This window comes from Chitinophaga agrisoli (assembly GCF_008386695.1).
Lineage (GTDB): Bacteria > Bacteroidota > Bacteroidia > Chitinophagales > Chitinophagaceae > Chitinophaga > Chitinophaga agrisoli.
In genome coordinates this window covers 1557853-1570772 of sequence record NZ_VUOC01000002.1, presented here as the reverse complement: position 1 = coordinate 1570772, position 12920 = coordinate 1557853, and the positions used below count along the sequence as shown (strand labels likewise).

Below are 12920 nucleotides of genomic sequence, written 5' to 3'. Positions count from 1 at the left end.
GTATGAAAAGATTCATCCTCCATATAGTAACGCTGCTTTTCTCCATTGTTGTTAACGCCCAGCAAAATAATATTAAGGGTACCATCGTGGATGAAGCTGGTAACCCTGTTGGATTCGCTACCGCCGTACTATTTGCCGGTAACAACACCACCACTCCCGTAGCGCAGGCTACCGCCGCAGAGAACGGGGTCTTTTCATTAGCGGTAAATAAAGAGGGCATATTTGTACTAAAGGTTTTCCAGTTAAATTACGAGATCCTGGATCAGACCATCACCGCCGCCGGCAACCTGGATCTGGGCAAGATCATACTGAAGCGGAAAACAGGCAACCTGAAAGAAGTGGTAGTAGCCGGCAACCAGCCGCTGATAAGCCGCAAGATTGACCGGATCGTAATGAATGTGGAAGACAACCCACTAGCCGCCGGTAAATCTTCCCTGGAACTGTTTAAGATGGTGCCGGGCGTATTTGTGATGGGAGAGAACATCAGCATAAACGGTATGGGTAATGCACGGGTGATGCTGAATGGTAAATTGCTCCAGTTAACCGGGGATGAGCTGGTGAATTTTCTCAGCAACCTGAAAGCAAGCGAAATAGCCAGCATTGAAGTGATCCCCAACCCGCCGGCAGAATATGATGCATCCGGCAGTGGCCTGATAAACATTGTATACAAAAAACAAAGACAGGATGGCCTCAACGGTTTCCTGACCAGCAGCTACGAGCAGGGGCGTTATGCCAGTTTTAACGAAGGCGGGCAGCTGAACTATAAGCAGGATAAACTGTCTTTTTTTGGTAGCTATAACCGGAGCTGGGAGAAAGGATACAATGAGCAGTCTGCATCTCGGGCGTATGATAAAGCAGGTTATAGCTATAATTATAGCGCCGCCGGCAAGCCAGATTATTCCGGCTACCGTTACCGGATAGGGGGCGTGTACGATATCAGCAGCCGGCAATACCTGGCCCTTGAATACTCCCGCTCCAGCAGGTCGCTGGCCGCGCCTTCACAAAGCACAACGGCCATATCAGGAGAAAAGAATGACCAGGTGTTATTGCGGGGCAGTTTTCCGCAGTCCAGCGATAACCGTTATGAGAACCTGGGGCTCAACTACAACCTGAAGCTGGATTCCATCGGGACAAAACTGGTCATCTTAGCAGATTACACCAAAAGCGATATATCCCGGATCAACGACGCGGCAACGGATTACTATGATGAGATCACCAATATAGTCAAGGATACCTCGTACCGTAATACCATACCCGCGTTATCAAAGATCTATACGGCAGATGTAAAGTTTACCCGGCCCCTGTCAAAATCAGCTGCGCTTACCCTGGGTGGAAAGCTGGTAAATACCAGCATTGACAATAGCGCCCTGTTTGAGAACTATAAGGAAGGGTGGTGGACAACTGATCAGGCGCGGAGTTACCAGTTCAACTACCGGGAAAGTATCTATGCAGGATTTGTAAGCTACAAGGGCAACATATTCAAGACCGCGGTGCAGCTGGGTTTACGCGCAGAGTATACCGCCACGGACGGTCTTCTGGTGAACATGGATAAGCGCACTAAGAAGAATTACCTGGATTGGTTCCCCAGCCTCAATGTGCAAAAAGTGCTGAACAAACAGGATGACTATTTCTCGCTGTCATACGCCAGGAGGATCTACCGGCCCTCATACCGCCAGCTGAACCCCTTTGTAGTGTACGTTGATAATTATACTACCCAGGAGGGTAATCCTGATCTGCGCCCGCAGTATGCGCATTCTTTACAGCTGGGATATACTTATCATAACCGGTACCAGCTGGCATTTGTATACCAGCAGGTGAGTGATGTGATACAGACGATCATGCTGCCCGGCCGCCAGGGCGACAGCATGGCCATCCGGTATACCCCGCAGAACCTGGATACCCGCCATGCCTACAGTGCCGTGCTGTATGTACCTATTACGGTGTCTAAATGGTGGTCTATGACCAATGAGCTGGTATATGGCGTGGTGAAATACCGATACCAGGATTTTCAGAACAGCCAGCCCAGCGTGGAGCTGCAATCGGACCAGAACTTTAAGCTGCCCGGCGGGTTGAAACTGAACATGACCGCGCTGTACCTGTCAAAGTTCACGCAGGGTAATATTGTCATAGACGGGTATTTCCGCCTGGACGCAGGGCTGCAGAAATCCTTCTGGAAAGACCGGCTTACCGCCAAAGTAGCCATGAATGATCTGTTTAACTCTGAAGTGATCCGTTCCACGATTGCCTATGATCACTACCATATAACAAGCCGGGAAAAACGGCAGACACAGAGCGTGGTCTTGCAGCTAACCTACAATTTCAGGATGGGTAAGGTATTTACCGTGAAGAAAATGGATAATAGTAATACCGATGAAAAGAACCGGCTGAATGATAAGTAAGCCATCTCAAAATAACTTGTTGCAACAAAGGGGAATGCCGAAAACCCTTCACAAGAGTAGGCTTTAATCCAAAAAAAACAAACCCAACATGTCAACACCCAAAAAGGGGAAACTCCCCCAGGAAGGAAAAGAAAAACTGGCTATAGACCCGCTTAAAGAAGACGAGCTGGGACAGATTGAAGGCGGCTTTTCCGAAATTTCCCAGATAGAGGATGAGCAGGAATCCGCATTCAACGGCATTAGCTGTAAAACGACCAATAAGTCTGGCTGCGGCGCAACCACTGAATAGGATATTTTCTACAGGGGGATGCCGAAAACCCTTACCAGAGTAGGCTTTTAGTTAAAAAACTTACCCAGCATGTCCACACCCAAAAAGAGCACCCCTGTAACTCCCCAGGTAGACCCTTTGAAAGAAAATGAATTAGGCCAGATCGAAGGCGGTTTTTCTGAGATCGATCAGGAGCAGTTCACAGAACCAGGCAGCGAGATCAATGGTATCAGCTGCAAAGTGACTAACGAAAGCCATTGCGCTTAACAACTCATTTATAATTAATCATCCTAAAACTACATCAACATGTCAGTACCCAAAGACAGCAAATCTACTCCGCTGGTAGAGCCCCTGAAGGAGAATGAAATGGGCCAGATCGAAGGCGGTTTCTCTGAGATCAGCCAGGACTTCACCCAGGACCAGAGCGAATTCAACGGCATCGGTTGTTCTACCACCAATGAAAGCCAATGCGGTAAAACCACAGAAAGCACTAAATAATATTTAATCCTTAAAACCCACACAACATGTCAGCACCCAAAAAGGACGCACCCGTAACTCCCCAGGTAGATCCCCTGCAGGAAAATGAATTAGGCCAGATCGAAGGCGGCTTTTCTGAAATTGATCAGGAGCAGTTCACAGATCCGGGCAGCGAGATCAACGGCATCAGCTGCAAGATTACCAATCAAAGCCAATGCGGCGCCTGATTGGCAGGATAGGGCATTGCCCTATCCTGTATTTCCTTTTTTGACCAAAATAAACCCCGTTGCTATGAAGTTCAGCCAGTTTAATAACATCATTCCCTACCAGGATAAAGTTGTGTTGTATAACGCTTTCAGTAATCAGTTCCTGCTGGTTGAGCCTATGCTGCAGCAGCTGATGGATGCTGCCAAGGCAGAGGCAGACGTAGAGGGACTGTCTGCCTATCACCCCAAATTCTATAAAGTACTATGGGAAAAAGGATTTATTGTTGAAGATGCAGTGGACGAGGTGGATAAGGTAAGAAAGATCAGCGAGAGCGTGGATAGTAATGAGACCTTCTACCACCTGATCATTAACCCTACCATGAATTGTAATTTCAAGTGCTGGTATTGTTATGAGACCCATATCAAAGACTCCAAGATGACGGAGCCCACACTGGACAATGTAAAGAAACACATCACCTCCGTACTACAGAACAAACCAGAACTAAAGACATTACATGTAGACTGGTTTGGCGGTGAGCCGCTGCTGTATTTCGATAAAGTGATCGATCCGCTGCTGTCCTATACCACGCAATTATGTAAGGAACGTAACGTGGAATTCGCTTCCAGCTTTACCACCAATGCATTCCTGATCAATGATAGAATGATCGAACGGTTTAAGCTGTACAATATCATGAGCTTCCAGATCACCCTGGACGGCAACAAGGCAATGCATAATACCGTGCGCTATGTAAGCGCTAACAGAGGCTCCTATGACGAGATCGTAGCAAATGTAATTAAACTTTGCCGGGCGGGCTTTCATATAACACTGCGCATCAACTACTCCAAGAATACCCTTACGGACCTGGAAGAGGTAGCTAAGGACCTGCAACCGCTGGAACAAGAGTTCAGGAAGAACCTGGTGGTTACTTTCCATAAAGTATGGCAGGAAAAAGAGGAAGATCTGGGCACGCGGGTAGATGAGCTTTTACAGATCTTTCACAAACATGGTATCAATGCCGTTACCGGTGGTTTGCCGGATAATGTGCGGAACTCCTGTTATGGAGACCGCCGCAACCAGGCCACCATCAACTATAACGGGGAAGTGTTCAAATGCACGGCCAGGAATTTTTCCAGTGATGCTAAGGAAGGCCAGCTGAATGAAGATGGCTCCATTACCTGGAATGAGAAGTATGAGAAACGGATGAATATAAAGTTTAAGAACAAGCCCTGTCTGAGCTGTCCTATCATGCCTATCTGCAACGGTGGATGCTCCCAGCAGGCAGTGGAACATGATGGGAAGGACTACTGTGTGTATAATTTTAGCGAACATGCCAAAAAAGAGGCGGTATTAAACAAATTCCTGAAAATTGTTTACGCCAAGACCGTAGTAGCTTAATCCGGTACTATGAAACTGAAACTATCTAAATACGTAATGGTGATCCCTATACCGGCCTTTAGGGATAAACCGGATGCGGACCGCCTGCTGTTCTCCACACGCACGGGGAAAATAATGCGGATCTCCAGCCATTTTTTAGCCCTTTTGCAGGAAGGCGCTTTTTTACAGCTGCCGGATAAGCTGGTGGCCATATTGCTGAATATGGAAATACTGGTGCCGGATGAAGAGGCGGAAACAGATTTTATCATTACCCGCAACCTGGTGCGCGCAGCGGATGAACGTGATCAGTCCCTTACCATACCGCTCCGCGCGCCGGCAAAGGGAGAGGAGTTTTGTTATACCTCCCTGCAGCAGGATATCACCCAGGCCCTGGCGGCCATGCCGCCCAGCAGCGTAAAGGGCTTTAAATATACTGTACGGCTTTTACTGGTAGTGCCGCACCCCATGGAATGGGACTGGCTGCCAGGGCTGGATGCCTGGTTAAGATCATGGCAGCCGCCCGTTAAGACCCAGTTTATCCTGCAGACGCTGGCCATCAATGAAGGATGCATAGAGCTCATCATACCCCGGCTGCAATCTGTTATCCTGAATAAACTATACGTGGTATTCAGCCATACCCAACAGCCATCCGGCCTTACCAGCGCTTTACAATCCCTGTTACAGCAAATGCAGGCGCCAGGCGGCCCAACGCCCGCCATACTCCATGGCGTGTTCCTGGCAGGAGCAGGCGATTGGGAGCGCTGGACCCCGGATTTAGTAGACACTTTGCGCGTGTTATCCGCACAGCGGAATGTACACCTGGAATTTATTACGGAAGAGCAGGAGGAGCCGCTGCTGCATTTCCTGACCGTTAACCAGGTAAAAAGCAACTGGCTGCCGGCTCCGCAGCACCGCTATTATAGAGCCGCCATGGAGGACAGCATGCAGCGTACAGATCTTGGCTGGGATGCGGAAGACATCCGTTATATGCTAAGCCGTGCATCCCTGGAGGCGGGCAGGGTCTATTATGACACAGATCATGTAAAGCGCCTGAGCAATACTACCTCTCCTTGCCGTGATTGCCTGTACCTGCCGCTTTGCGGGGGCCATGCAGATAAGCTGGCTATGGGTATAGAAGATTGCCCCCTGTTTGTGCGGCAGCTGTCCGCCAGGGTGGCGGCCGGCGCCGGCTTGTCCCTCAGATAATATTCTTCACTGCTAACCTGCTATTCCAATGACCCAGCTGGCAACCAAAAAATCACTCAGCGAAACATCTGCTAACATGGAAGCTTATTTCCATGGTTTACTGGTACAACCCCTTGCCACAGCAGACAAACATACCCTGCACCTGCTGAGCGGCTATTTTTATAAGGGGCTTATGCAAACCAAAGCCGGAAGGGTAGGGCTGGCCAACTATTATTTTGAGACAGGGGAACGTTATGCCCGGGAGTTATCTCCGGATACCTATCTATGGTTAGTGGTGCAGGATGAGTACCTGCCCAAAAAAGCCTATTACCTGCATAAAACGGGTCAAATGGCCGCCGCCGAGATCATGGTGAGGCAGGCGATGGATACCATGAAGGCCCTGGAACAGCAGGGGTTTGAGCATTTACTGTTTGGCCGGGTACAACAATACCATAACCTGGCCCGCCTGTATTTTACCTACGGCCAAACGAAGGACGCGATCATCCTGGCGGCAGACCTGGTAGCTTTTCTTTTAAGCGGCCGGTCAGATAAGCTCACGGATCTGAACGTTCCGTTGTATAAACATCCTGAAAAATATGCTCTGCTTAATTACCTGTTTATTTGCCAGGTGCTGTTCGAGACGCTGGGGATCATACTTAAGTTTAGCAAAGGAGATGCGTTGCGCACAAACAGCGCAATGTTCCTGGGGCCGGTGGTAGCGGCGGTACATCAGTACCAGCCTAAAGATGCGGATGAGGTGTTAATGAAGGAATATATCGATGCGTTTACATTTTTCCATCGGGAAGAACATGCCCTTTTCAGGCAAAAAGCAGCATCATTTAACAAGGAACATGTGGCTTTTTATCCAGACAGCCGCAAGGTAATGCTGGAATATGCGGCTGCCTGCTGATTTAACGATCAACTAAAGAGAAAAAAGGGTCGTCTTAAAAGAAAAAGACGGCCCTTTTTTCATGCACGCACATTTCTAATAAGGCGTGCGGAAGATCTTTGCCCTGTAAAATTTAGCGCCGCTTTTTGTCCTGTAGTATTGGAAAACGCCGGCACTGGAGTAAAAATCAACATAACGGGTGCACCAGGTAGGATCAGTCACGGGATCCGGTAATTCAGTTGTTTTTTCTGAATCCGGGCGGGTGATCACGAATAAACCCGAGTTCTGCCGGCTGATGGCCTTTATCATTGTTTTATTGATACCGGTTGCTCCGCCAGGACCGTTAGTGAAAACTTTAGTTGTTTTGTTATACGAGTAAGCGCCACCGTTGGTACCTATCCATAGGATATTATTATCGCCCAGATCCCTTGACAGATCATGGCCATAAGGATTAGCGCTGCTGGTGGTGTTCAGCAGGCCTCTTCTTGCGGGCAGCTCTGTTAAAGTAGGAGCGGAATTGGTGCCACCCACCTGCATGGCGATCACAAAATCATTTCCGGTTGCCCAAAGGATATTCTCCACGGGATCATATAACACAGAATGTGCCTTGTTAAGCCGTACCGCTGCATGCACCAGGTTATCCGTTCCGGTAGAAGAGGCAAAAAGCAGTACAGAGTCTTTATCAGTAGCTGCAACGGCAATGTTCCCATTCGGCAGCAGTTCTACGCCGTGCGGGTTAAAACCAAGATTATACGCCCATTTCTTTGTGCCTGCGGGATAGGCTGCAATAGTGACCAACCCGTTTGAACAGGAGGATACCAGGTGATTACCGCCCCATGTGCTTACGGTGCGTACTTTAAAATCCGTAGGCAGGCCCCAATGGTCAACTGCATACTGGGAATACCCTTTCGTGGTCACTGGTTTCCAGGACCATTTAAGCGCGCTGGCGCTATTCCAGTCTGCAACGGCGGGATCATAGATCTCAATTTGGTTGCTGGCCTGGTTACCGGTCCATACCCAGTCATCAGCAGCTGCTGCTACCATGGCTTTTTGCTGATCAGATGGGAGGGCGGTTTGGGTCTGATTGTTTATACCAACCAAACTTTCCTGTTTGCAGCTAGTAAAGATCAATGCGAAAGAAAGAATAAACAGAGGCTTCATGATATAGTTATATAAGGGTTTAAAAAAACAAGCCCGGCATAAACGCCGGGCTTGCATACAATCAATATTAATAACCTTCATTCTGAGGCAATAAATTAGGATTTTTGAGGATCTCGGCATCCGGAATAGGAAATACAACATGCGTTGGTTTTACATTCTGTGCGCCTTTGGGATTGTCCTCCGCAACGGATCTTACTGCGTCTACCAGGGTGCCCCAGCGGTCCAGGTCCCATTTACGTTGGAATTCACCTACAAACTCAATAGCCCGTTCTTTCATGATCTGCTGGCGGATGGCTGTTTGGCCCAGGCCGGCCAACTGTTCTGTTAATCCGCCATGATCCAGGCGTACCTTATTGATCCACTGCAGCGCGCCACCTGTATTGCTCTGCTCATTCATCGCCTCTGCCAGGATCAGCAGCACATCGGAATACCGTTGGAAATACAGGTCTTTGCCGCTGTTACGGTCATTGGCCTGCAGGTCCCAGAACTTAGCGCCAAACCAGGGGCGGTTGGGCTTCAGGAACCGGGTAAATGGCTGGGCGCCAAAAGTAGTAGCCAATGTAACATCTTTCCTTTTGTCTCCTTCTTCAAACATATTCACGAATACTGCAGAAGGGTAATAGTTTTCATAGCCCCTCAACACGGTAGTGCCAAAATCAACGCCGGCATATGTCTTGTTGTTGGCGTCTTTCAACGGCATAAACCAGGTGTAATAGTAATTGATCTTTGTATTGGTATTGGCAGCAGGGTCCCGCAGGAACTGGATCTCAAAGATGGACTCCTTATTATTTTTGAACTTGTTATTTGGATCAAACACATCTGCAAAGCTTACCAGGTCATATATGCCCATATCAACTACCTGCTGCGCATATTTTTGTGCATTTCCCCAATCCTTATCAAACAGGTATACTTTGGCCAGCAATGCTAATGCAGCGCCTTTAGTAGCCCTGCCCACATCGCTCTTACCCCAGGTGGCCGGCAGGTTGTTGGAAGCGTCCAGCAGATCTGCCTTTATTTGCGCTCTCACCTCTTTGGCGTCTGTACGGCGCAGCTGGCTTACTTCATCAACGGTCATTTCATTTGTCCACAGTGGCACATTGCCAAACGTATTAACGAGGATGTAGTAGTAAAGCGCCCGCAGGTACTTTGCTTCCCCTGTTAAGCGGGTCTTCATGGCATCTGAGATAGGGGCAACCGCTATACGACTGGTAGCTACATTGGCATTAGAAATAGCCTTATAACATTTGGTCCAGAGACCGGTAACGTTTCCCGGCGATGCGGCGGTAAAAGTATATTCCTGCGTAAAATCATTGGTAGGCACATACATGATCAGGTCTGTTCCCTGTTCAATGGACTTCCACAGATCTTCCTGTCCAAAAATATCTGGCAGCGTGGAGTATACGCCGTTCACGCCCTGGATACATTGCGCTTCTGTTTGGTAGAACTGGTCCGGTGAAATGATGCTTAGCGGCTTTTCTTCCAGGTCTTTTGTGCAGGCAACTGAAAACAACAGTGTACCGGCAATAAGGTATTTTGCTATATTCTCTAATTTCATGAGTCTGTGTTTTTAAAAACCAACATTGATCCCAAAAGCAAATGTTCTGGCATTCGGGTAAGTACCATCATCCTTTGCGCGGATGGTAGAGTTATCGTTCTCTTTGTTAACCTCAGGATCAAAGCCATTATACTTCGTAAAGAGCAGCAGGTTGGTGCCGGTCAGGTAAATGCTGGCGGATTTGATAGCCCTGGGCATGAACCGCTTCAGGTTATAGCTCAGCTGCAGTGATTTCAGACGGATCAGGGATGCGTCATGCAGAAATCTTGAGTTGGGCACGTTATCGCGGGAGTTAACTGCCGGGATATCTGAATTGGGATTCTGCGGCGTCCACCGGTTAACCATATAGGCAAACTGGTTGGTGTACTCTGCGCCTGCTCCCATAAAGAATTCGATATCGTTATACATGGTATTTCCCTGGTTGTACTGGAAAAAGATATCGAGGGATAGATCCTTATAGGTAAACGTGTTGCCAAAGCCGCCAAAGAGTTTAGGGTTGGGCGTTCCCAGGTACACATAATCATTCACGTTCAGCAGGCCATCCCCGTTCTGATCAGCATAACGCGGTTTGCCCGGTTTGTAGAACCCGGAAGGGGATACCAGGGTACGCCCTCCGGCAGGCTTTGCCAGTTCGGCGTCAATTTCTTGCTGGTTATGCCATACGCCGCCATATTCTGCGCCAAAATTAGCCCCGATAGGCACGCCTACTTTCAGGTAGTTGGTATTGGCGCCATAGCCGTTATTATCCAGCGATATCATATCCAGCGGACCTATATCCAGTACGTTCTGTGTGTTGGTGGATAGTGTGAGGGTGGATTTCCAGCTAAAATCTTTGGTTCTGATAACATCGCCTGAAACCAGGAACTCAAAACCCTTGGACTCCGTTTTGCCAAGATTCACCAGCCGGGAAACAAATCCTGTTTGTTGCGGGATCTGCACTTCCAGGAGGAGGTTCTTTGTTTTGGTGCTGTAATAGTTCGCATCCAGGTTCAATCTGCCGTTAAACAGGCTTAGTTCAGTGCCTATATCCAGCTGTGTGGAGGTTTCCCAGGTCAGGTCAGGATTAGCTACTATGAGTTGCGTATATCCTAACGCAGGCGCGCCGCCAAAGACATAGCTGCCCGCATTAGGGCTAAGCGTAGCCAGTGATTGATAGTTCTTAATACCCTGGTTGCCTGATTTACCGTAGCTGGCGCGGAAGGCCAGGTCATTTACCACTTTGTTGATAGCGGAGTGCTGGAAGAAAGGCTCAGCAGAGGTTCTCCATTTTACGCCAAAGGATGGGAAAAAGCCCCATTTGTTCTTTGCGGCAAAATTGGAAGCGCCATCATAACGGCCGGTCATGGTCAGGTAATACCGTGCCTTGTAATCGTAATTTACACGGCCCAGGTAAGACTGACGGTTATTTTCCTCTGCCTGGGAGCTGATGCCGCGGTTGGCTTGCGCGGCCGCGCCAAAATTGTTGTACTTCATGATATCATCCGTAAGGCCGGTTACGGAAATACCCATGGTGCTGTTCTGACGGTGCTCAAATGTAACGCCGCCTAGCGCATTGATATGATGGTCGCCAAAGTTGCGGTCATACGTAAGCGTGTTCTCATTCAATACATAGGTAGAGGTGCCCATGCTGGACGAGGCATTGGCGGTCATCGTGTTCGTTGCCACCTTGCTGGGTATATTGGAAGGCTGGAAATAGACGGACTTGTTATTGGAAAGACTGGTACCTATGGCTGACTTAAGCTTAAGCCCCTTAATGATCTCCGCCTGCAGATACAAGTTACCTTGCAGATCGTTTACGGTGTTATAGTTTTCAGTCATTTCAGCAACTACCGGAGGGGTATCCATAATGCCGCCGGAATACCAGATGGGGTTGTAGGATTCATAGGTACCATCGGGCTTACGCAGGGGCATAGTAGGAGGCAGGGTGATCATAGAACCTACCCATCCTGAGTTGGACCCATAGTTAACATTACCCTGGTCAATACGGTAATGGCTCGCATTCATGGTAAGGCCCATATCAATACGGTCAGAGAATTTTTTGTTCAGGTTTACCCTGCCCTGGTATTTCTTCATGCCGGTATTATTGATGATGCCCTGCTGATCGATCACGTTACCGGAGATAAAATAGGTCATCTTTTCCGTTCCGCCGGAAGTAGACACATTATAGCTCTGGTAAACGGCCGGGCGGGTGGTAGCGTCTGTCCAGTTGGTGCCTTTTTCGCCCACTACGCCAATAATAGAATCGATATTGGGGTAGATGGGGGCACGGTTTTGATCTATCCTGGATTCATTAATGAACTCCGCAAATTGGCGGGCATTCATCAGGTCCAGTGTTTTAGGCAATGTTTGCACCCCGGTAATTACGCTGACGTTTGTATTGTTCTGGTTGGGCGCTCCTTTTTTGGTAGTGATCAATATCACGCCGTTAGCAGCCCTTGAGCCATAAATAGCGGTGGCGGAAGCGTCTTTTAAGATATCTATGGACGCAATATCCTCCGGGTTGATAGTGTTCAGGTTAATAGCGTCAATAAGCCCGTCTATCACATATAAAGGCTCGTTGGTAGCCGTGATGGAGCGGGAGCCGCGGATCCGGATGGTGGCGCCTGACCCGGGTGCGCCATTGGTGGATTTAACATCCACACCGGCGGCACGGCCCTGCAGCATCTGGTCTACCCTGGTAACCGGCATATTGTCAATATCCCTGGGTGAGACGGATGACACGGCGCCGGTAAGGTCTTTCCGTTGTACGGTGCCATACCCTACAACCACATATTCATTCAGCTTCTTTTGATCTACTTTAAGGGTGATCGTCAGAGAAGAAACATCGCTGGCCTTCACCTCCTGCGTCACGAACCCCGCATAGGAAATAACCAGTATATCCCCTGGTGCCGCATTCTGTAAGGTGAAACTGCCATCCGCGTTGGAAACCGTTCCGTTTGATTTGCCCTTGATCCGGATAGTGGCGCCTATTAGCGCTACGCCTTTTTCATCTATGATCTTTCCGGAAACATCAGCAAAAGCGGATGTATGCGGCGGCGTAGCGGCCTCTTTCCGGGTAACCACTATAGACAGGTCTTCCATGTTGTATTTCAATGGTTGGCCTTCGAAAATTTTCTGCAACACTACCGCCAGCTCCTCGTCCTTTACATGAATATTAACGGGTTTTGTGTTTTCCATGGCCTTCCTGGTAAAGAGGAAATCATATCCCGTTTGCGTGCTGATCTTGTCAAATACTTTTTCTAAAGAGCTGTTTTTTTCTGATAAGGTTACTTTTTGCGCAAATGAGGCGGCGCTAACCTGGAGCATCGTTAAAATGATTAGCAAGGTGGTAAGCTTCATAATCAATACGATTTGACGTATACAGCATAATCGCTGTACTGATTTGTTAAAGTAAAATGAGTACAT

General features: G+C 48.5%; 11 protein-coding genes. 8 read left to right on the top strand and 3 right to left on the bottom strand.

The window, feature by feature from the left end; translation table 11 throughout:
• Positions 1–2 precede the first annotated feature (2 nt).
• The 8 genes from F0L74_RS13580 (at position 3) to F0L74_RS13550 (ending at position 6820) form a co-directional block, all read left to right on the top strand.
• Positions 3–2399 (top strand): TonB-dependent receptor, encoded by a 2397-nt coding sequence (locus tag F0L74_RS13580; RefSeq protein ID WP_149838392.1) that lies wholly within the window; start codon positions 3–5, stop codon positions 2397–2399.
• An 88-nt stretch (positions 2400–2487) separates the two neighbouring features.
• On the top strand, positions 2488–2688 hold the full coding sequence (locus tag F0L74_RS13575; RefSeq protein WP_149838391.1) for a hypothetical protein: 201 nt from the start codon (positions 2488–2490) through the stop codon (positions 2686–2688).
• Between the two features lie 69 nt (positions 2689–2757).
• Positions 2758–2934, top strand: a complete 177-nt coding sequence (locus tag F0L74_RS33275; RefSeq protein ID WP_188315993.1) for a hypothetical protein — start codon at positions 2758–2760, stop codon at positions 2932–2934.
• 39 nt (positions 2935–2973) lie between these two features.
• Positions 2974–3165: a hypothetical protein gene (locus F0L74_RS13570; RefSeq protein ID WP_149838390.1), complete on the top strand. Its 192-nt coding sequence runs from the start codon at positions 2974–2976 to the stop codon at positions 3163–3165.
• 26 nt (positions 3166–3191) lie between these two features.
• Complete coding sequence (locus F0L74_RS13565; protein ID WP_149838389.1) at positions 3192–3371, top strand: hypothetical protein; 180 nt, start codon at positions 3192–3194, stop codon at positions 3369–3371.
• A 64-nt stretch (positions 3372–3435) separates the two neighbouring features.
• Positions 3436–4746 carry a radical SAM/SPASM domain-containing protein gene (locus tag F0L74_RS13560; RefSeq protein WP_149838388.1) on the top strand — a complete coding sequence of 437 codons (1311 nt, stop codon included), beginning with the start codon at positions 3436–3438 and terminating at the stop codon, positions 4744–4746.
• Between the two features lie 9 nt (positions 4747–4755).
• Entirely contained in the window at positions 4756–5931 is a 1176-nt protein-coding gene (locus F0L74_RS13555; protein WP_149838387.1) for a hypothetical protein, read from the top strand.
• A gap of 28 nt (positions 5932–5959) precedes the next feature.
• Positions 5960–6820 carry a hypothetical protein gene (locus tag F0L74_RS13550; RefSeq protein WP_149838386.1) on the top strand — a complete coding sequence of 287 codons (861 nt, stop codon included), beginning with the start codon at positions 5960–5962 and terminating at the stop codon, positions 6818–6820.
• A gap of 75 nt (positions 6821–6895) precedes the next feature.
• Here the strand turns inward: F0L74_RS13550 and F0L74_RS13545 are convergent, their stop codons facing one another.
• The 3 genes from F0L74_RS13545 to F0L74_RS13535 all read right to left on the bottom strand — a co-directional run bounded on the left by F0L74_RS13545 (position 6896) and on the right by F0L74_RS13535 (position 12854).
• Positions 6896–7960: a DUF6528 family protein gene (locus F0L74_RS13545; protein ID WP_149838385.1), complete on the bottom strand. Its 1065-nt coding sequence runs from the start codon at positions 7958–7960 to the stop codon at positions 6896–6898.
• 67 nt (positions 7961–8027) lie between these two features.
• A complete protein-coding gene (locus F0L74_RS13540; protein ID WP_149838384.1) occupies positions 8028–9515 on the bottom strand; it encodes a RagB/SusD family nutrient uptake outer membrane protein in 1488 nt (495 codons plus the stop codon).
• A gap of 12 nt (positions 9516–9527) precedes the next feature.
• Positions 9528–12854: a TonB-dependent receptor gene (locus F0L74_RS13535; RefSeq protein ID WP_188315992.1), complete on the bottom strand. Its 3327-nt coding sequence runs from the start codon at positions 12852–12854 to the stop codon at positions 9528–9530.
• Positions 12855–12920 lie beyond the last annotated feature (66 nt).